Annotated in this window: 16 protein-coding genes; 11 read left to right on the top strand and 5 right to left on the bottom strand. The window is 49.8% G+C overall.

Annotated features, from left to right (window positions below):
• Window positions 1-20 precede the first annotated feature (20 nt).
• From cshA to HPY31_RS06200, 7 genes are all read left to right on the top strand, one after another.
• Complete coding sequence (gene cshA, locus HPY31_RS06230; RefSeq protein WP_172139391.1) at window positions 21-1,562, top strand: degradosome RNA helicase CshA; 1,542 nt, start codon at window positions 21-23, stop codon at window positions 1,560-1,562.
• Between the two features lie 331 nt (window positions 1,563-1,893).
• Window positions 1,894-3,324 (top strand): PTS mannitol transporter subunit IIBC, encoded by a 1,431-nt coding sequence (locus HPY31_RS06225; RefSeq protein WP_172139389.1) that lies wholly within the window; start codon window positions 1,894-1,896, stop codon window positions 3,322-3,324.
• 63 nt (window positions 3,325-3,387) lie between these two features.
• The gene (locus HPY31_RS06220; RefSeq protein WP_172139387.1) at window positions 3,388-5,493 is read left to right on the top strand and encodes a BglG family transcription antiterminator; all 2,106 of its coding nucleotides are present in this window, start codon (window positions 3,388-3,390) and stop codon (window positions 5,491-5,493) included.
• Window positions 5,490-5,924, top strand: a complete 435-nt coding sequence (locus tag HPY31_RS06215) for a PTS mannitol transporter subunit IIA (protein WP_016739619.1) — start codon at window positions 5,490-5,492, stop codon at window positions 5,922-5,924. The genes HPY31_RS06220 and HPY31_RS06215 overlap by 4 nt, the downstream gene beginning before the upstream one ends.
• Before the next feature lie 6 nt (window positions 5,925-5,930).
• Complete coding sequence (locus HPY31_RS06210; protein ID WP_172139385.1) at window positions 5,931-7,091, top strand: mannitol-1-phosphate 5-dehydrogenase; 1,161 nt, start codon at window positions 5,931-5,933, stop codon at window positions 7,089-7,091.
• Window positions 7,092-7,108: 17 nt separating this feature from the next.
• Window positions 7,109-8,830 carry a phosphoenolpyruvate--protein phosphotransferase gene (gene ptsP / locus HPY31_RS06205; protein WP_172139383.1) on the top strand — a complete coding sequence of 574 codons (1,722 nt, stop codon included), beginning with the start codon at window positions 7,109-7,111 and terminating at the stop codon, window positions 8,828-8,830.
• An 18-nt stretch (window positions 8,831-8,848) separates the two neighbouring features.
• Entirely contained in the window at window positions 8,849-9,106 is a 258-nt protein-coding gene (locus HPY31_RS06200; protein WP_172139381.1) for an HPr family phosphocarrier protein, read from the top strand.
• A gap of 65 nt (window positions 9,107-9,171) precedes the next feature.
• On the opposite strand, the gene HPY31_RS06195 is transcribed toward HPY31_RS06200, so the two are convergent.
• Window positions 9,172-10,848 carry a sulfatase family protein gene (locus tag HPY31_RS06195; RefSeq protein WP_172139379.1) on the bottom strand — a complete coding sequence of 559 codons (1,677 nt, stop codon included), beginning with the start codon at window positions 10,846-10,848 and terminating at the stop codon, window positions 9,172-9,174.
• 135 nt (window positions 10,849-10,983) lie between these two features.
• Window positions 10,984-12,051 (bottom strand): YeiH family protein, encoded by a 1,068-nt coding sequence (locus HPY31_RS06190; RefSeq protein WP_172139377.1) that lies wholly within the window; start codon window positions 12,049-12,051, stop codon window positions 10,984-10,986.
• 128 nt (window positions 12,052-12,179) lie between these two features.
• Here HPY31_RS06190 and HPY31_RS06185 point away from each other — a divergent pair, with 128 nt between their 5' ends.
• Window positions 12,180-13,076, top strand: a complete 897-nt coding sequence (locus tag HPY31_RS06185; protein WP_172139375.1) for a LysR family transcriptional regulator — start codon at window positions 12,180-12,182, stop codon at window positions 13,074-13,076.
• 46 nt (window positions 13,077-13,122) lie between these two features.
• Here HPY31_RS06185 and HPY31_RS06180 read toward each other — a convergent pair whose 3' ends face one another.
• The 3 genes from HPY31_RS06180 to HPY31_RS06170 form a co-directional block, all read right to left on the bottom strand.
• Window positions 13,123-14,679, bottom strand: coding sequence for a HAMP domain-containing sensor histidine kinase (locus tag HPY31_RS06180; protein ID WP_172139373.1), 1,557 nt, complete (start codon window positions 14,677-14,679; stop codon window positions 13,123-13,125).
• A complete protein-coding gene (locus tag HPY31_RS06175; protein ID WP_172139371.1) occupies window positions 14,669-15,346 on the bottom strand; it encodes a response regulator transcription factor in 678 nt (225 codons plus the stop codon). Before HPY31_RS06175 ends, HPY31_RS06180 begins: the two co-directional genes overlap by 11 nt.
• A 201-nt stretch (window positions 15,347-15,547) precedes the next feature.
• Entirely contained in the window at window positions 15,548-16,126 is a 579-nt protein-coding gene (locus HPY31_RS06170) for a hypothetical protein (protein WP_172139369.1), read from the bottom strand.
• A 330-nt stretch (window positions 16,127-16,456) separates the two neighbouring features.
• Here HPY31_RS06170 and eutL point away from each other — a divergent pair, with 330 nt between their 5' ends.
• From eutL to HPY31_RS06155, 3 genes are read left to right on the top strand one after another with little or no spacing between them, the layout of a single operon-like run.
• On the top strand, window positions 16,457-17,107 hold the full coding sequence (gene eutL / locus HPY31_RS06165) for an ethanolamine utilization microcompartment protein EutL (protein ID WP_016739628.1): 651 nt from the start codon (window positions 16,457-16,459) through the stop codon (window positions 17,105-17,107).
• A 35-nt stretch (window positions 17,108-17,142) separates the two neighbouring features.
• Complete coding sequence (locus tag HPY31_RS29090; RefSeq protein ID WP_064200067.1) at window positions 17,143-17,628, top strand: BMC domain-containing protein; 486 nt, start codon at window positions 17,143-17,145, stop codon at window positions 17,626-17,628.
• The gene (locus tag HPY31_RS06155) at window positions 17,628-19,121 is read left to right on the top strand and encodes an acetaldehyde dehydrogenase (acetylating) (RefSeq protein WP_064200066.1); all 1,494 of its coding nucleotides are present in this window, start codon (window positions 17,628-17,630) and stop codon (window positions 19,119-19,121) included. Before HPY31_RS29090 ends, HPY31_RS06155 begins: the two co-directional genes overlap by 1 nt.
• Window positions 19,122-19,130 lie beyond the last annotated feature (9 nt).

Raw genomic sequence — 19,130 nt, 5'->3', positions numbered from 1 at the left:
ATAAAGGAGACTGACATTCATTGGCGACTTTTAATGATTTTGGCTTACACCACTCCATTGTTAGAGCATTGAGTAACATGGGTTTCGAAGAGGCTACAGCGATTCAGGATCAAACGGTTCCTGTAGCACTGCAAGGGCGTGACCTGATCGGTCAGGCGCAAACAGGTACTGGTAAAACGGCTGCATTCGGTATTCCACTGGTTGAGCGCTTGGACGAAACTAACGGTAACATTCAAGGGGTTGTACTGACCCCGACACGTGAGCTGGCTGTTCAGGTGGCAGAAGAGATTAATAAAATTGCCCAATTTAAAAACATCTCTGCCCTGCCAATCTACGGTGGTCAAGACATCACGCGTCAAATCAAGGCGTTGAAAAAACGCCCGCAAATCATCGTAGCAACACCTGGTCGTTTCATGGATCACATGAGAAGAAAAACGATTCGTCTCGATTCAATTGAAATGGTGATCTTGGATGAAGCAGATGAAATGCTGAACATGGGCTTCATCGACGATATTAAAGAAATCTTGAAAGAGGTTCCTACTAATCGTCAAACATTGCTCTTCTCAGCGACGATGCCAAGAGCGATCCAGGAAATCGCTCAGCAGTTCATGAGCGAACCAACCATCATTCAAGTGAAGGCAAAAGAAGTAACGGTACCAAACATCGAACAGCAATATATGGAAGTAGCAGAAAGACAAAAATTCGATGTTCTGTGCCGTTTGCTGGATATTCATTCGCCTGAGCTGGCTATCGTATTCGGTAGAACCAAGCGCAGAGTGGATGAGCTGTCCGAAGCGCTGACCAAGCGCGGTTATGGAGCAGAAGGTATCCACGGAGACCTGAACCAGGCAAAACGCGACAGCGTACTGCGCAAGTTCAAAGAAGGTACAATCGAAGTATTGGTGGCGACTGACGTTGCAGCTCGCGGTCTGGATATCAGCGGGGTTACGCACGTATTCAACTTTGACATTCCACAAGACTCCGAAAGCTACGTTCACCGTATCGGTAGAACGGGACGTGCTGGTAAAACGGGTCTCGCGATCACATTTGTTACTTCCCGTGAAATCGACCATCTGCGTCTGATTGAGCGTACGACCAAGCGTCGCATGGAGCGTCATGCTGTTCCTTCGATGGCAGAAGCGCTGGAAGGTCAACAAAAAATGACAGTAGACAAAATCCTGGAAGCGTCTGGCAGAGATGATTTGTCTGCTTACAAAACATTGGCAGAACAATTGCTTGAGGATGTTGATTCCGTAACGTTGGTATCCGCAGCACTCAAGCTGTTGACCAAAGAGCCGGATACGACTCCTGTTCGCCTGACGGAAGAGGCTCCTCTTCGTGTAGGGAAGAAAAAGCTGCCTCCAAAAGGAAAAGGTGGCTTCGGTTCCGGTTCCGGTTTTGGTGGAAAGCGTCCATCTCGTCCACGCAATGGCGAATATCGTCCACGTAGCGGCGAATCTCGCCCACGCAGTGGCGAATCTCGTCCACGCAGTGGTGACTCTCGTCCACGCAGCGGTGACTCCCGTCCACGCAGTGGCGAATCTCGTCCACCACGCAGCTAGGAATCGAGCGGTAAAGCAAGCGAAGACTGATGTGCACATGTGCGCATCGGTCTTTTTTGTGTGGACTGCCTGCGAATATTTAGGGAAATCCGTGACAAACTAGGTGGAAAAGTGATCAAAGTTGAATCGGAAAATTTGTAAGGAGAAGGCTTTTGCAGCTGAGCAGAGGTCTTTTTCCTATGGGCAATTAAGTTTTGGCAACAATGAGTCAGACAAATTCGCGCTTTGATTTTGTTGTTAGCCCTTATGAAAACGCTTTATATTTGAGGTGTACACATTACCTTTTCAATCATGTCAACATCTCATAAATAGGGGTAAAGGAGGGTGCAGTATGGAGAGCGTGGAAACAAAAAACGCTTCGGGTGGAATACGGGTCTCGGTACAAAAGTTTGGACGATTCTTGAGTGCAATGGTCATGCCGAATATCGGTGCTTTCATCGCTTGGGGATTGATTACCGCTTTATTTATTCCGACAGGTTGGCGGCCTAACGAAGAATTGGCCAAATTGGTCGGACCGATGATTACGTATTTACTGCCACTGCTGATCGGTTATACCGGCGGGAAAATGGTCCATGATGTTCGAGGCGGGGTCGTAGGTGCCGTTGCTACGATGGGGGTTGTCGTAGGTTCAGACATCCCGATGTTCTTGGGAGCCATGATCATGGGTCCTTTGGGCGGCTGGGTCATCAAAAAAGTAGACCAGTTGTTTGAAGGGAAAATTCGTTCCGGCTTTGAAATGCTGGTGAATAACTTTTCCGCGGGTATTGTTGGTGGGTTACTGACAATTTTGGCATTCAAGGCAATTGGGCCTGTTGTTGTAGGCTTGAGCAAGGCGCTTGCAGCGGGTGTAGAAGTCATTGTAGGTGCAGGACTCTTGCCGCTTGCCAGCATTTTCATCGAGCCAGCGAAGATTTTGTTCCTGAACAACGCGATTAACCACGGTATTTTGAGCCCAATCGGTCTGGATGAAGCGGCGAAGATAGGCAAATCGGTTTTCTTCCTGCTTGAATCCAATCCGGGGCCAGGTTTGGGAATTTTGTTGGCATACTGGCTTGCTGGCAGAGGTAGTGCCAAGCAATCGGCTCCGGGTGCTGTGATCATTCACTTCTTCGGAGGTATCCACGAAATTTACTTCCCGTATGTGCTGATGAATCCGCGCTTGATTCTGGCGGCCATTGGTGGCGGGATGGCTGGTGTGTTTACCTTCACCTTGCTTGGCGCAGGATTGGTGGCGCCACCGTCTCCAGGTAGTATTTTCGCCTTGATTGCAATGGCACCGCGTGGTGGATTGCTACCGGTACTTGCTGGTGTGCTGGCTGCGACAGTCGTGTCTTTCCTTATCGCATCTGCTCTCTTGAAAATGAGCGCGAAGACAGACGAAGATGAACTGGAGAAAGCGACAGAAAAAATGCAAGAGATGAAAGGCAAAAAAGCGCAGGAACAAGACGTAGTAGAAGCTCCCGTGAAGCATGAGGTTGCTACTGCTGACGTGAAGAAAGTCGTCTTCTCTTGCGATGCGGGTATGGGCTCCAGTGCGATGGGAGCGGCGTCCTTGCGCAAAAAGTTCAAGGATGCGGGCCTGACCGAGATTACGGTCATCAATACGGCGATCAACGACATTCCAAGTGACGCTGATATCGTCATTACACACAAGACTTTAACAGAGAGAGCGCAGGTCAAAGCGCCTTCTGCGGAGCATATCTCCATTGAAAATTTCTTGAATAGTCCCGAGTATGACAAGTTGGTCAAACGCCTGGGGTAATGGGAATCAACGCTAGTGAGAGCTAGCGTCTTCCCTCTTTGGCGTTTAGGAGGGAACGAAGACATGCATGTATCCTCTCGACAGCGATCCATTATCGAGATTTTATTGAAGGAACAAAAAGGGGTTACCGTTGGTTCGATCGCCGAGCAGATTGGGGTAAGCGGCCGTACCGTTCACAGGGAATTGGATGCACTGGATTCCTTGTTTGAAGAATTTGAACTGGAGTTAGTCAGAAAAACAGGCTCAGGACTTGAAGTGGTGGGGACCGACGACCAAAAGAGCGCACTTAGAATCTCTGTCCTGCATCACATGACGAAGGAATACACCGCGCAGGAACGTAAGGCCATCATCCTGTGCGCGCTCCTGGAGGCATCGGAGCCAGTCAAGCTGATTTCGCTGGCGATCGATTTGAAAGTGACGACCGCGACCATCAGCCATGATCTGGATGATTTGGAGACCATGCTCGCCCGTTACGATCTGTCACTCTTGCGAAAAAGAGGGTACGGCGTAGAGCTGCAAGGTACAGAGTCGTCCAAACGGCGAGCGATTAGTCGACTGATTGCCGAGCATCTGGATGATCACGAGCTGATAGGGATTATCAAAGAAAATATTCAAAACAAGGCACTGCGAGACGTCGACTCCATAGCGGAACGGCTACTTGGCTTGATTGACCGGGAAAAGCTGATCAAGGTCGAGAATGCATTGAGCCATTTGGACGAGGAGCTTCCCTATCCTTTGGCAGACAGCGCCTATCTCGGTTTGGTCACACATTTAGCGTTGGCCATGGAACGGATTGAAAAAGGGGAAGGCATTCATTTTGACGAGCATACCCTTAGTGAATTGATTGGAACTCCTGAATACGAAATAGCTAGCAACATCATGGAGCGGCTGAGGCAAATTTTCCAAATGGAAATCCCGGCGGATGAGATCGGCTATATTACGATGCATTTGCGGGGAGCCAAGCTGCGGCATTCTTCGGATGACCAGGTATGGCCGGAAAATACGGAGCTCATGGTCATTACGAAACGCTTCATTCAAGCCTGCGAAGAACGCTTGGACATTCCGCTTAGTAATGACACCTCGCTGTTCCATGGGCTGCTGACGCATCTGGAGCCAGCGTTGTACCGATTACAGCGGAAGATGGAGATTCGCAATCCGATTCTCGAACAGATCAAGCAAAACTATCCAGAGCTGTTTGCCGTAACAAGTGAAGCGGTCCATACGATTTTGCCAGAGCTACGGGTTCCAGATGAAGAGATCGGATACCTGGTGATGCATCTTGGTGCAGCATTGGAGAGAACGCGCCATGAGCAGCATTGGTACCGGGCATTGGTAGTCTGCTCCAGTGGGATCGGCTCCTCCAAGATTTTGGCAACGCGCATTAAAAAAGAAATACCGGAAATCGTCAGCTTGAAAAATTTGTCCATGTTTGACTTGGAAGAGGTTCCGGCAACGGATTATGACTTGATCATTTCCACCCTTCCATTGCCGCTCGATCCAGCGGAATATGTCGTGGTTAGCCCGCTGCTTCCGCCAGACGATATCCAAAAAATTAAATATCAATTGCACACGACGAGCCAAAAACAATCCCATCAGGAGAAAAGTCAGCCGGTTCCCGCAGGACAGCAGTCCATCGAACAACTAAGGGCCATGCAATACTACGCTGCGTATGCCAATGAGCTTTACGATGGGCTGTGGGGAATGAGATGGGATAACCGTGATCAGGACATTGCCCAGCTTTTGAGCCAAATCATCAAGAGGCAAAAAGAGCGCGGAACGATTGAGGAGGTCGAACCGGTAGTCAAGCAGCTGATCGAGCGGGAAAAGCTCGGCGGTTTAGGGATTCCGGGAACATCCTTGGCCCTTTTTCACGGAAGAAATGAAGCAGTGAACAAGGCGTCTTTTACGTTTCACCAATTACGAGAGCCAGTGCTTCTTCGCTCGATGGATGAAGAAGTGATATCCATTGATATGCTTCTGATCCTTCTAGGGCCGAAAGAAGTGCCGAAGGAAGGGCTGGAGGTACTCAGCGAGATCAGCTCCCTTTTGATTGAAGAAGAAATGCAAGCAGTTTTGAAAACAGGAGAAACACAGCAAATTGCTGATTATATAGCGGGCAAAATGTATGCGTTTTGCCTCAAAAAGATAGGATTGGAGAGAACGAAATGAAAAACATACTGACAGCAGAAAAAATCATGTTGAACGCAAAGGTAGCCAATAAGGAAGAAGCGATCAGACTGGCGGGACAATTGCTTGTGCGCGCAGGCCACGTAACGGAGGCGTATCTAGAGAAAATGCAGGAGCGCGAGCAGTTGGCGACCACATACATCGGAAGCGGCGTAGCCATCCCGCATGGAACAAACGAATCCAAGGCAGAGATTCAATCCACTGGGATCTCCATCATTCAGGTTCCGGAGGGTGTTGATTTTGGGGAGGGCAATACAGCCTATTTGCTGGTGGGCATTGCTGCTGTTGGAGATGAGCATTTGGAGGTGCTCTCGAACATCGCCATTCTTTGCTCCGAGGAGGAAAACGTCAAGCGGATTGTGAACGCAGCTTCGGCGGAAGAAATCATCGCGATGTTCTCCGAGGAGGTGTAATCCCCTATGCTAGCTGTACATTTTGGAGCAGGGAACATTGGGCGAGGCTTTATCGGACAACTGTTGCAAAAGGCTGGTTATGAAATAGCGTTTGTGGATGTCAATGCGGCTTTGGTCGATGAGCTGAATGAGCGAAAAATGTATCGCGTGCAACTAGCAACAACAGGAAAACCGGAGTCGGTCGTGGAAGGAGTTCGAGCGATAAATGGTCAGGATGTAGCGGCGGTAGCTGAGGCGATCGCAGCTGCCGATTTGGTAACAACGGCAGTTGGTCCTAACATTCTTCCGCACATTGCTGGGGCCATCGCAGCCGGTATTACCCAAAGACTTACTGTTCATGCAAAGCCACTGAATGTGATTGCATGCGAAAATATGATCGGCGGCAGCGAGAAGCTGAAGGAGCATGTGTATGAGCATCTGACGGAATCAGTTCAAGCCGAGGCAGCACAATGGATTGGATTCCCCAATGCAGCGGTAGACCGGATTGTTCCTTTGCAGCAGCATGCTGACAAGCTCCTGGTTATGGTGGAACCGTTTTTCGAATGGGTGGTAGATTCGTCGCAGATGGTTGGAGAAGTTCCGGCTATTGAGGGCGTTACGTATGTAGAGGATCTGGCGCCGTACATCGAAAGAAAGCTGTTCACCGTCAACACAGGTCATGCGGTCATCGCGTACCTGGGGTATCAGTTGGGGATGAAAACGATTGATGAAGCGATGCGAGACGACCGGATTGTTCAGGCAACACGCGGGGCTCTTCAGGAGACAGGTGCATTGCTTGCTGCCAAGTACGGATTTGACCCGCTAGTTCATGGGCAGTATGTAGAAAAAATCCTCGGCAGATACACCAACCCGCTCTTGTCTGACGATATTGTCAGGGTGGCGCGTTCGCCGATTCGCAAGCTGTCGCAGCATGATCGTTTGGTCGGCCCAGCGCTGCAATGCATGGAAAAAGGAATGAATCCAGAGCATTTGGGACTAGCGATTGCAGCGGCACTGGCATTCGACTATCCCGAGGATGCGGAGTCCGCACGGATACAAGCAAGCCTGAAAGAGTTTGGATGGGAAAATACATTACACAATTGTACCGGCATTCCGGCAGGTCATCCGCTTGAGGAGATCGTGCGCGAACAGGCACGCAGATTGAAGGAATGGTCAGGTAGCCATTGAGAGAGGCTGGTGTTACGATGTCCCAAAAGATCACAGGTGTAAAAGCTTCAGCAGGTATAGCCATTGGCAAGGCGTTTTTACTGACAACGCCCGATTTACAGATCAATACCGTAGCGATTGAAGATCCGGCGAATGAAATCCAGCGCTTTCAAGAGGCGTTGGCTCGAGCGAAAAATGATTTGGAGGGCATCGTTCTGCGCGTGGAGCAGGAGATGGGGACGGATCATGCAGACATTTTCAAAGCTCATCTGCTCGTCTTGGAAGACCCGGAACTGGTCGATACTGTCAAAGATAAAATTACGAGTGAAAAGACAAACGCCGAAAGTGCCTTGAATGATGTCGCACAAGCATTCATCGGACTTTTCGAGCAAATGGACAACGAATACATGCGGGAGAGAGCAGCAGATATTCGTGACGTGACCAAACGTGTACTATCTTACTTGCTCGGTGTACCGTTTGCAGGACTTGGTGAGCTGACAGAAGAAGTGATCATTGTAGCAGATGATTTGACGCCTTCCGATACGGCTCAATTAGACCGTCGCTATGTCAAAGGCTTCGTCACAGACATTGGCGGTCGAACCTCGCATTCGGCGATTATGGCGCGTTCTCTCGAGATTCCTGCTGTTGTCGGAACGCAAGGGATTACTCGTGCAGTTCAGCCAGCAACGCTCATCATTCTCGACGGGCATGAAGGAATCGCGATTATCGACCCGAGTGAAGAAGAGATCGCTGCCTACAAACGCAAGCAGGCTGATTACGAAGCACAAAAAGCCGAACTGGCGAAGCTTGTGAACGATAAAACGGTCACGTTGGACAATCATCATGTAGAGCTTGCTGCCAATATCGGAAGCCCTGAAGATGTAGCTGGGGCAGTCTCCAATGGTGCCGAAGGTGTCGGGCTGTTCCGCACGGAGTTTCTGTACATGGGACGCAATGATTTCCCGACGGAAGAGGAGCAATACCTTGCGTACAAGCACGTACTGGAGCATATGGGCGACCGCCCGGTGGTTATTCGCACACTGGACATTGGCGGGGACAAGCATCTCTCTTACTTGGCTTTGCCAGAAGAAATGAACCCGTTTCTTGGACATCGCGCCATCCGGCTGTGTCTCGACAACCAAGAACTGTTTCGTACGCAGCTCCGTGCTCTATTGCGCGCAAGTGTACACGGCAATCTGAAAATCATGTTTCCGATGATTGCGACACTTGAGGAGTTCCGCCAAGCGAAAGCGATTTTGGAGGAAGAGAAAAAATCGTTGGTCAATCGCGGAATTGTAGTATCCGATCAGTACGAAGTGGGTATCATGATTGAGATCCCTGCTGCGGCACTGATGGCCGATCAATTTGCACGCGAGGTTGACTTTTTCAGCATTGGAACCAATGATTTAATTCAATACACAATGGCAGCCGACCGTATGAACGAGAAGGTCGCTTATCTCTACCAGCCTTACCACCCTGCCGTTTTGCGTTTGCTCCAGAACGTCATTAAAGCAGGGCACGCGCAGAACAAGTGGGTCGGTATGTGCGGGGAGATGGCGGGCGATCCAATCGCGATCCCGATTCTGTTGGGAATGGGTCTGGATGAATTTAGTATGAGTGCAGGGAGCATTTTGCCTGCGCGCCAACAGCTGAGTCGTTTGAGTGCAGAGGACGCAGCGAAACAGATTGATACGATTTTACAGATGAGCACTTCTGCGCAAGTAGAGGTGTTCGTGAAGGAATGGCTTGAGAGAGTGTAGGGAAGGAGGTAAATCAGAATGGTAGAGAAAAAAATAGTGGTTCAATTGGCGCACGGCCTACATGCACGTCCTGCTGCGAACTTTGTGAAGGTGGCCACGTCTTTTTCCAGCGAAATTAAAATCATCAAAAATGAGAAAAATGTAAATGGAAAGAGCATCATGGGCATTATGGCAGCAGCGATTGGAAAAGGGGAAGAAATTACTCTGATCACCGATGGTGCCGATGAACAAGCAGCGATGGCAGCATTGGAAAAAGCATTGACCGAACAAGAATAGGAAAGAGAAAAAGAAAGACGAAAAGCCCCTCGATTTGAGGGGTTTTTCTGTTGTTCCGGGAAATTTTACGTAGATAGTAGTTGTGCGAAAGGGGGCGAAAAGGGGGTCAGTCGTTTTTGGGCTCGCTGTTCTTCTAAAAGCAGCTCCATTTTCAGGCGGACGCGCTCCGAGTGGGTGGTTTTGTAGAGGGGGATCACCATATTCCGTGTTTCCAAAGGATCGGTTGAGAGATTGTACAATTCGTAATCAGTCATCGTAGGGGCGTATACATCCCCGGCAAAATAGCGGGAGTATTTCCATAAAGTGCTGTGCCCGGCAGAATTCATGCAGGCGATTACCGTTTCTATCCGATTCGGAGGAATGACAGAGTCATAGGGTTGGTGTTGTACGTTCACCTGATGCTGTCCTTTTGTTACATCGTCGTCTGTCATGAAGTAGATTGGCTCGCTGGGGGTAGTGTCCATTTCGTGGGTCAAGATGATGGGAGTAAGATCACGACCGACTAGAGGGCGTACCTCGCTATGAGTAAAGGTTAGCTCGTCACGAAGCCTGTCTGTGTCTGCCCCGGCCATCCCGAGTAGTGTCGGAAGAATATCCACATGACTGGTTAACAGCTCTGTGGAGGTCGCGTGTGGAAAAAGGAGCGGGTTGTGGATAATGAGGGGAATGTGAATCGCCTCTTCATAGGCACAGTACCATTTTTGATACAGCTTGCCGTGAGCACCCAACAATTCTCCGTGATCGGATGTGAACACGACCAGTGTCTCGGGATAAAACGAGCTGGCGACGAGTGCCTCAAGAACACGCATCATTTCCCGATCAGCGTTTTTTTGGAGTTGATAGTACAGTCTTCGATAATGGGCTTGATCCGAAATAGGTTGGAACGCCTGTGGATATACCTCCTGATAACTCGCTTGGCAGCGTGGCTTTGTCGCAAGTGACTCGTACTGGGTAGGGGGCGGGGCAACTGTGGGAACGGACTTATCCACATGGAAGCGAAAAAACGGTGAGCTCGCAGAGAAATCCCCATAGATGGCGATATCATGTGGATTGACGAAAGAGGCCACGATCAGCCAAGGATGGTAGCTTTCCGCGAGGCCTTTCTCCTGATCTAGGGCATGGAGCAGCTCGATGACTTCGCTGCTGTACACCACATCACGACCATTTACTCCGATGGCTGCGGACGAACCGGAGTTATGCGGCGCTATTCCGTGCGGTTCGGGACCAATCCAACTGAAGAAGCCATAGCCGTCCAGCCGATCAGCAAGCAAGTATAAGCGTTCCTTATTAGGATCAGGGACCCCTGTTCCAAGGGTATAGCTGGGAGTAGGAACATGGGTACCCGGTACCCAAATGTCGGCATCAGAAATATGCCACTTGCCTTTATAGAAACAACGATAGCCCGCTTGGCGAAAATAATTTCCCATCGTTGGGACAGTATTGCGATCGAGCCAGAACATGTCGCTGTCGGCAGAGCGTTTAGCGGCGCCGCTAGTTTGGGTGACGCCGTGCAAAGAGGGATACTGACCAGTGAATAAGGTAGCTCTGCTAGGGCAGCAGGCTGTGGAGCCAACATAATGACGCTTGAATTCCAACCCATGCTCTCGCAAAAAAGCATGGGCGTGCAGTGTATCCTCTCGCCATTCACGTATCGCAGGCTCTTCATAAACAGGGGGAAATCGTTCCTGATCCACAATGATGAATAAGATATTCGGTCGTCTCCTCAACCATTTTCTCGACATATAGATCCCCCTCGGCAAAGATGTACACATCTTTATCAACATATGGGGATAATCTTTGTCTTTATCCACAAAAAAACTCGCCGATCATCAAGAAATCGGCGAATTCGAATTCGGGTGTTTGGTTATCCACAGTTTTTATACCAATGCAAAGGAGAGCACCGATAAAAGAATCGAGGTAATACTCATGGCAATCAGCGGGCGCGCCGCTTTTGTCCGCAGTGCACGCAGATTGACATTTAGCCCGAGCCCGACCATTGCCATGGTGAGCACGAAGGTTGTGACATTGGCGACACCAGTATGGAACGCTTCTGTAACAGGAATGGATGTGCCAAGAACGTAGCTTCCAAAAACACTCATGGCGAGGAAGCCGATCAGGAACCAAGGGAATTCGATCTTGGTGCCACTTTGTAATTTCCCGGAGCGTTTCATCCAAACCATCAGGATAAAACAGAGCGGAACCAACAGGAGCACACGCCCCAATTTTGCCAGCAGGGCAATCGCTAGCCCATCTTGACCTGCTGGTGCAGCAGCCAATGCGACATGCGCAATCTCATGCAGACTAATTCCTGACCACATGCCGTATTCGACCGCGGACAGGGGAAGGGATGGGCGGAGGATCGTGTAGGCAACGGCAAACAGAGTTCCGACGAGTGCGATCATACCTACACCAATAGCGGTATCTTCATCCTTGGCAGCAACGATAGGGGAGACGGCTGCAATAGCCGCTGCTCCACAGACGCCTGTACCGACTCCGAGCATGAGGGAGAGGGAAGAGTCTGCTTTCAGCCACTTGGCTATCAGCATGGTAACTGCAATGGCAAAAATAATGACACCAGCGTCATAGACGAGAAGCCCGAGACCTTGATTCAAGACGACGTCGATATTGAGCTTGAGCCCGTACAAAATAATAGCCAGACGAAGTAAACGTTTGGCGGAAAATTGAATTCCTGATCGCAATGCTTCCGGATATCCACGAAAATGCCGGTAGGCGACCGCGATCAGGATCGAACAGGCGAGAGGGCCAACCTGTTGAAAGCCAGGTATTTTTGCTAAGCCGTAGCCTGTCAGGGCGATGAAAAAAGTAAAAGCGATTCCAGCTATCCACAGCGAGAAGGATGCAGGTTTGCTTTCGTTGTTTGTTGCGGGCTGTACGCTGGCATTGCTTTCATTCAATGGCACGCTGCTTTTGATCTGAGTTGCCATTGCCATCACTCCTCGAAAAGTTTTACAAACTCAGCATACGGCAACTGCTATAATAAGAAAAATAAATCATTGCGATGATCATCATAAGTGAAATGAATGATTAGTGGTGGAAAGGAGAGTGAAGGCAGTTGGATCAGCATTTGCTTGTGTTCGTGACCGTTGCAGACAGACAGAACTTTTCCCGAGCTGCAGAAGAGCTCCACATGACGCAGCCTGCCGTTAGTCAATATATTCATGCGCTCGAGCGCACGATAGGGACAAAGCTCCTGGAGCGAAGCAACAAATATGTTCGCTTGAATAAAGCCGGGGAGATTGTCTATCATCACGCTCGGGAGATCTTGGGCTTGTATACGCGGATGCAGAGCCTCGTGGATGATTTGATGAATACACCAAGCGGGCCTTTGACGATTGGCGCCAGCTACACCTATGGAGAGTATGTACTCCCTCACGTCATTGCCCGTCTTCGTCAGTATTACCCAATGATTACCCCCACGATTACGATCCACAATTCCACCGTCATTGCTGAGCTGGTGGCGAATCGACAACTCGACGTCGGGATTGTTGAGGGCGAGTATGTGGACGAAAAAATGTGCGTGGAGCCGTTTGCTGATGATCGGATGTATTTGATTGCTTCCCCAGAGCATCGATTGGCCGGGAAGTCTGAGGTCAGTATTGACGAGCTGATGAAGGAAACGTGGATTGTACGGGAAGAAGGGTCAGGCACGAGGGAAGCGGCTGAAAAAATGTTTCGCCAACTGCAATTCACACCACACAAGCGAATGGAGTTCGGCAGTACACAGGTGATCAAGGAATCAGTGGAGGCTGGCCTGGGAATCAGCCTGTTGTCTTACTGGGCCATCCGCAAAGAACGCAAGCTCGGCACGCTCTGTACATTGAAGGTGACGGGGACACCGGTTACCCGTGATTTTTCGCTCGTCACGAAGTCCGAAGAGTTTCATACCAAAGCATTGGACATCTTCATGGATCTCATCCGCACACATGTGCCGGAGGGTGCCCATACGTAAAAGAGGAAGCGGCACGATTCATCGGTGCCGCTTCCTCTGCTCATTTTCATGCGGATGTATCTGGATGGGCGAGTGTAAGACGAAAGGTTGTTCCTTCTGGAGAAGTCCGAATCAATTCGACATTTCCCCCGTGTGCTTTTGCCAATAGTCGCGAGATCGTCAGGCCAAGCCCCAATCCATGCTTCTTTTTGCGTTTACTGTCGCCGCGATAGTATCGTTCGAAAATGAATGGAACCTCTGACTCGGGAATCCCTTTTCCATTGTCGGTCACGTCGATGGTGAGAAAGTCGCTTTGATTATGGACGCCGATCTCGATTTGCGTTGCATTTGCGGCAACGCTGTTTCCTAATAAATTGAGTAATATTTGTTTGACATGTGATTCGTCACCGATCCATACGATTTCTGGTCCAGTCGAGTTAATTGTCACAGATACATCTGCAAATGAGGGCAAGGTTTGCACCTGAGCGACTATCTGATCCAATGTGCTGTCGATTTGGATAGATTGCTTCTCGACGAATACTTCTCCTGCTTCCATTGACGAAAAATCGAGCAGGTCATTGACCATTGTCTGGAGTCTTTTGGCTTCGTCCATGCTGATTTGCATGAATTCATCCGCGTCTGCGCCCTTCACAACGCCGTCTTTGACCGCCTGAATCATCCCGCGGATCGAGGTGACAGGGGTACGCAGCTCATGGGAAACACCAGCCAAAAGGTCGGTGCGCATCCGCTCCAACTGTCCGAGTCGGTTGGCCATTTCGTCAAAGGAATGTACCAGCTGGCTGATTTCCGCCTCTTTGATTTTGGTGGTATTGGGCAGTGAGGGCGCATAATTCCCGGTGGATATTTGCTCGGCTGCCATTGCCAACTGCCGGAGAGGCTGCGTCAGGGAACGAGACAAAACATAGACGATGGCCCAACCGCACAAGGTGATGATGCCAATGGAAACCATGATCGTGATATAGGTGTGGACCAAATCATTGTTAAGCGGCGTGCTCACGTAATAAGTGCCTGCGACTGCATTGTGTTCATAGTAAGGGACACCTACACGAAGCCAGGTAGCTCCCTTTGTGGCGACGACCTCCCGTATTTCCTTTGTTCTGTCCACCGGTTGGGCAGGAGTAGGCAACTGCGCAACGGTAGTGGTCGTCGTCTGATTCAGCATATCCTTCTTGAACGTCTTGCCCGCATCATCGTAAATCTGTACCACGTGATCGATTGGGACAGTCGGCATGACTCGAAATGCGATCATGGCGGTAGTGGCTGCGGGTGTTGCGGTATCAGCAATAGCCGGAGACGCAGGGCCAGTCACAGCAGTGACAGCCTGACTGGAGATACCAACAGTTGTTTGTGCTAAATCCTCTATCTTTACAGAAGAAGTCGAGGTGTCCTTGGCAAGCAACACCTTGGTATACGAATCAGCGAGCAACTCTGTTCTTGCTTCCAATACTTGAAACTGCTGTTCTGTAGCTGCTTTGTTAATCCAATAGATGCCAAAAAAGCCAATGCCAAAAAGAATGACCGATAATATCAAGGCATAGCGCCACGTCCAGTAACGCAAGAGCGGCACAGCCGTTCTAGTAGAAGTAGATCGTTTAGTAAACACGCAGGCTATACCCCATTCCTCTGATCGTGCTGATCTCCCCTTCAGAAGTCGGCCACGGCAGTAAGCTTTTGCGCAAGCGTTTCACAGCAGTATCCACAGAACGATCCCCTCCTTCAAAATCCATTCCCCAGACTTGATCCAGCAATTGATCGCGACTGAAGCATTGGTTGGGATGTCGCGCCAGGAAAACGAGTAGTTGCCAATCCCGTGGCATCATGACAAGGGGTGTTTTCCCGATCAAGGCATTTTGTGCAGTAACATCTATGGAAAGTGTCCCGAGTCTGATCGTATCTGCTTCGGTGATATAAGAGGAACGGCGGAGCACAGCTTGTACACGGGCCAACACTTCTTCAGGATCAAATGGCTTGGCGATGTAGTCATCTGCCCCTTGTGCCAGTCCTTGGAGCTTGTCCGGCACGGTACCGCGCGCCGTGATAATAATGACCGGGCAACTGCCGTATTGGCGAATCTGATCGAGTATATCTAAGCCGTCGTGATCGGGCAGCATCAGGTCAAGCAGGACAAGATCCGGTTTCCAGGAGAAAAAAGTCGGGATTGCCTCGTGATTACCCTCATTCCATTTTACCTCATAGCCCGCCCGTTCCAGATAGACCTGGACAAGTCGGGCAATCGGCATTTCATCCTCGATGAGTAGAATTCGTTTCACGAAGAAACACCTCCTATCTATCTCAAGTCAATTTGTACTAATCATAGCAATGATAGACATCATTTTGACTGACATCATTTGTAAAAAATGTTCTTGTTGTTTAGCTTAATGGAGTTATGTGTCCGTTAAATGGCGAAGAGCATAACTAAACCTCTGGCAGTTTCCTGTCAGAGGTTTTTGTGTGTGCTTGAAAGGCAACGCTTATTTTTTGATGGCAGCTACTGAGACTGTTGTACCTTTTATGATCTTGCCTTCTTTTTCGAGCTGTTTGATCAACTCTTCCACAGTGATGCCTTTTTCTTTTGCTACTTCTTCCAGATTGATAGTTGTTGTGATGGAAACATCCGTTGCCAGTTTGCCTTCTTCTTTAAGCTGCTCGATCAACTCTTCTACGGAGATGCCCTTTTCTTTCGCCATTTCTTCCAGATTCATAGCAGGGTCCAGAGCGATGAATGCTCCGCCGTCCTTGTTTTCAGGATCGAGAGAAATGACTGCGAAGCCCGGAATGGTGCCGTCTGGGTTGCTGGTAGCTGTTGCTTTCGTCAGTTTGCCTTCTTTTTCAAGCTGCTTAATCAACTCTTCCACAGAGATGCCCTTTTCCTTTGCCATTTGCTCCAGGTTAAAAATCGGTTTTAGAAGAGCATCTGTACCATCTGTGTTCACCATTTTCAGTGGAGTAGAAGAACTAGTCGTTTTCGCTGGTTCATTTGCCGCAAACGCGGAACCTGCCATTGCGGATACTGCCAAAGCCATAACTGTCATTGCCATTTTCTTTTTCATTGTAAAATTCCTCCTTGGGGTTCTGTAAATGAGTGGTGAGCCTTGTTTGATGGGCTTGCCCGTCTCGGCTACAACTCAAAGATAATGGGGGCTTGTGTCCGTAATATGACCGGAATATGGAAAAGTGACGGAATGCCGAAAACGCTTGCATTTTTCCCTGCCTTGTTCTACATTAGAGACAGGTAAAAGAGCACGTAAATCGCGTGTAATCTTCTACCCACAAGTGAATAATCAAAAGGCAAAGGTGCCCTTGAACACGGCTTATTTTTCGTGTTTAGGCACCTTTTTTTGCTTTTGATCAGGGATGTTGTCTTGAAAGGAGTGACACGCATGGAAAAACCAATTCGAGCGACGCCGCTTGCGATCCGACTGATTCCCAATGTCGATCCTCAATTTGCGGAGAAGCTGAACCTGCCTTCTCATATCCGAAGTCTGGGGCTTTTGACCTCTACGATTGACGATGTGGGGTATACGGCCATTGATGAAGCGACCAAAAAGGCAGCGGTAGAAGTTGTGTATGCCAAGTCGTTTTATGCAGGCTCAGGCCATGCGTCTGGACCGTTGTCCGGCGAGTTCATCGGGATGATCGGAGGCGCGACGCCATCGGAGGTGCAGAGCGGACTGGATGCAGCCGTTGCATTTATGGAGAGCGGAGCATGCTTTTACTCTTTGAATGATGAAGGGACGCATGCGTATTACGCCCATGTTGTGTCGCGGACGGGCAGCTATTTGTCCCAACTGGCGGGTATCAGAGAAGGTGAACCGCTTGCCTACTTGATCGCACCACCGCTGGAAGCCATGTATGGTATTGATGCCGCCCTCAAGGCTGCAGATGTAGAAATGGTTCAATTTTTTGGTCCACCAACAGAAACGAACTTTGGGGGAGCGCTACTCACTGGCAGCCAGTCGGCATGCACGGCAGCCGCCGATGCTTTTGCCGATGCCGTAAGAAGTGTCGCCCAACAGCCTGTCAAACGATAATAGGGAATTTCCCTCTTGAAGGGGAGGTAATGTAAATGCGCGCTACGTCATATTCACTCGGCATGATTGAGACATTGGGCTTGCCTGCTCTCATCGCTGCCGCAGACGCTGCTGCTAAAGCAGCTGACGTCAAAGTTGTCTCTTATGAAGGCGCGGACGCAGGAATCGTTACCGTGTATGTAATCGGAGATGTCTCGTCCGTACAGGCAGCAGTAGATGCTGGCGCTGACGCTGCGAGACGTGTTGGAAGATTGCTGCACTCACACGTGATTCCACGTCCTGACGAAAATGTACCAAAAATGCTTAAAAACCTGCTGAAACCGGAAGCAAAAGAAGAGGCTAAGGCAGAGCCGGCCCAAGTGCCAGCGACCAAATTGCAAGATCAGTCTATCAATGATCTGCGCAAAATGGCGCGTTCGTATGCGGACTTCCCGCTGACAACGAACGAAATCAACATGGCGAAGAAAGAAGATCTCATTCGTCTGTTGGAAGAGAAACAAGGCGGAGGTGACAAAGCCTAATGACACTCGACGCTGATCTGTATTCCATACAGGAAGTGCGTACCTACCTCGCACAAGCGAAGGAAGCACAGGCCAAGTTCGCTACTTACAGCCAAGAACAAGTCGATAGAATCATCGAAGCCCTGTCCAAAGCAGGCGTGGAGCATGCAGATCGACTCGCAGCTATGGCTGTAGAAGAAACAGGCTTTGGTAACATCGCGGACAAACGGATGAAAAACCTGTTTGCTGCTCAAGATGTGTACGCATCTGTGAAAGATGTAAAAACGGTTGGCATCATCCGTAAGGACGAAGAAAACAAGGTATGGGAAGTGGCGCAGCCATTCGGTATCGTAGCTGGTATCGTGCCTTCTACCAATCCGACGTCCACGGTTATCTATAAATCGATGGTCTCCCTCAAGGCGAGAAATGCGATTGTCTTCAGCCCGCATCCGTCGGCAGCCAAGTGCACGCTGGAAGCAGCGCGACTGATGGCACAGGCGGCAGTAGCGGCTGGAGCACCAGAAGGCTTGATCCATTGCGTTACCAAGCCTACGCTTCCAGCGACAAACGAGCTGATGAAGCACAAGCTGACCAATTTGATTCTCGCGACTGGCGGAACGCCGATGGTACGCGCGGCATACAGCTCCGGGAAGCCTGCTTACGGTGTGGGACCTGGTAACGTTCCGGTCTACATCCACCACAGTGCAGACTTTGCTGCTGCTGCCAAGCGCATCGTGCAGAGCAAAACGTTTGACTATGGTACAATCTGCGCTTCTGAGCAAGCATTGGTAGTAGAGGAATCCACCAAACACCAATTGATTGCTGCCCTGAAGCGTGAAGGCGCCTACTTCCTGAACGAGCAAGAAAAGGAAAAGGTAGCTGCCATCGTCACGATTAACGGCTCGCTGAACGCGAAAATCGTTGGCCGCTCTCCGCATGTGATCGCGCAAATGGCGGGTATTACCATCCCTGCTGATACGCGTGTCCTGATTGCGGAGGAGAACAATGTAGGTAAAGCTTACCCGATGTCCGTTGAAAAGCTGGCTCCGGTCCTTGCCCTCTACACTGTTCACGGCGACAGCGAAGCGTTTGCCCGTTGCCGCGAATTGCTGGAGCATGGTGGTCTTGGACATACAGCGGGTATTCACGCCCAGGATGAAAATGTCATCGCAGCGTATGGTCAAGCAATGCCAGCATCTAGAATTCCGGTCAATACGGGTACGACCTTCGGAGGAATTGGTGCAACGACTGGTGTACAACCAGCGTTCACACTTGGATGCGGTTCTTTAGGGGGCAACATCACTTCCGATAACATCGGTGCGAAGCATATGTTCAACATCAAGCGTGTTGCATTTGGTATCAAAGAAATGCCACAATCAACACCAGCACCACAAGCTCCTGCGACACAAGCGGAAGAAGCTGTTCTACAGGCTGTCTCTTCCATGAACGTCGGCTTGAGCCGTGATGAGATCAAGAACATCATCAAATCCGTGTTAACAGAAATGACGTCTTAATATCGTAAA

The organism is Brevibacillus sp. HB1.3, assembly GCF_013186635.1.
Lineage (GTDB): Bacteria > Bacillota > Bacilli > Brevibacillales > Brevibacillaceae > Brevibacillus > Brevibacillus brevis_D.
The sequence above is the reverse complement of the archived record's forward strand: the minus strand, read 5'-3'. Positions and strand labels throughout refer to the sequence as shown.

Excerpts from the sequence above, each read along its gene's own strand:
- HPY31_RS06225 (WP_172139389.1), top strand. The coding sequence starts at position 1,894 with ATGGAGAGCGTGGAAACAAAAAACGCTTCGGGTGGAATACGGGTCTCG.
- HPY31_RS06220 (WP_172139387.1), top strand. The coding sequence starts at position 3,388 with ATGCATGTATCCTCTCGACAGCGATCCATTATCGAGATTTTATTGAAG.
- HPY31_RS06215 (WP_016739619.1), top strand. The coding sequence starts at position 5,490 with ATGAAAAACATACTGACAGCAGAAAAAATCATGTTGAACGCAAAGGTA.
- HPY31_RS06210 (WP_172139385.1), top strand. The coding sequence starts at position 5,931 with ATGCTAGCTGTACATTTTGGAGCAGGGAACATTGGGCGAGGCTTTATC.
- ptsP (WP_172139383.1), top strand. The coding sequence starts at position 7,109 with ATGTCCCAAAAGATCACAGGTGTAAAAGCTTCAGCAGGTATAGCCATT.
- HPY31_RS06200 (WP_172139381.1), top strand. The coding sequence starts at position 8,849 with ATGGTAGAGAAAAAAATAGTGGTTCAATTGGCGCACGGCCTACATGCA.
- HPY31_RS06195 (WP_172139379.1), bottom strand. The coding sequence starts at position 10,848 with ATGTCGAGAAAATGGTTGAGGAGACGACCGAATATCTTATTCATCATT.
- HPY31_RS06190 (WP_172139377.1), bottom strand. The coding sequence starts at position 12,051 with ATGGCAACTCAGATCAAAAGCAGCGTGCCATTGAATGAAAGCAATGCC.
- HPY31_RS06170 (WP_172139369.1), bottom strand. The coding sequence starts at position 16,126 with ATGAAAAAGAAAATGGCAATGACAGTTATGGCTTTGGCAGTATCCGCA.
- eutL (WP_016739628.1), top strand. The coding sequence starts at position 16,457 with ATGGAAAAACCAATTCGAGCGACGCCGCTTGCGATCCGACTGATTCCC.
- HPY31_RS29090 (WP_064200067.1), top strand. The coding sequence starts at position 17,143 with ATGCGCGCTACGTCATATTCACTCGGCATGATTGAGACATTGGGCTTG.
- HPY31_RS06155 (WP_064200066.1), top strand. The coding sequence starts at position 17,628 with ATGACACTCGACGCTGATCTGTATTCCATACAGGAAGTGCGTACCTAC.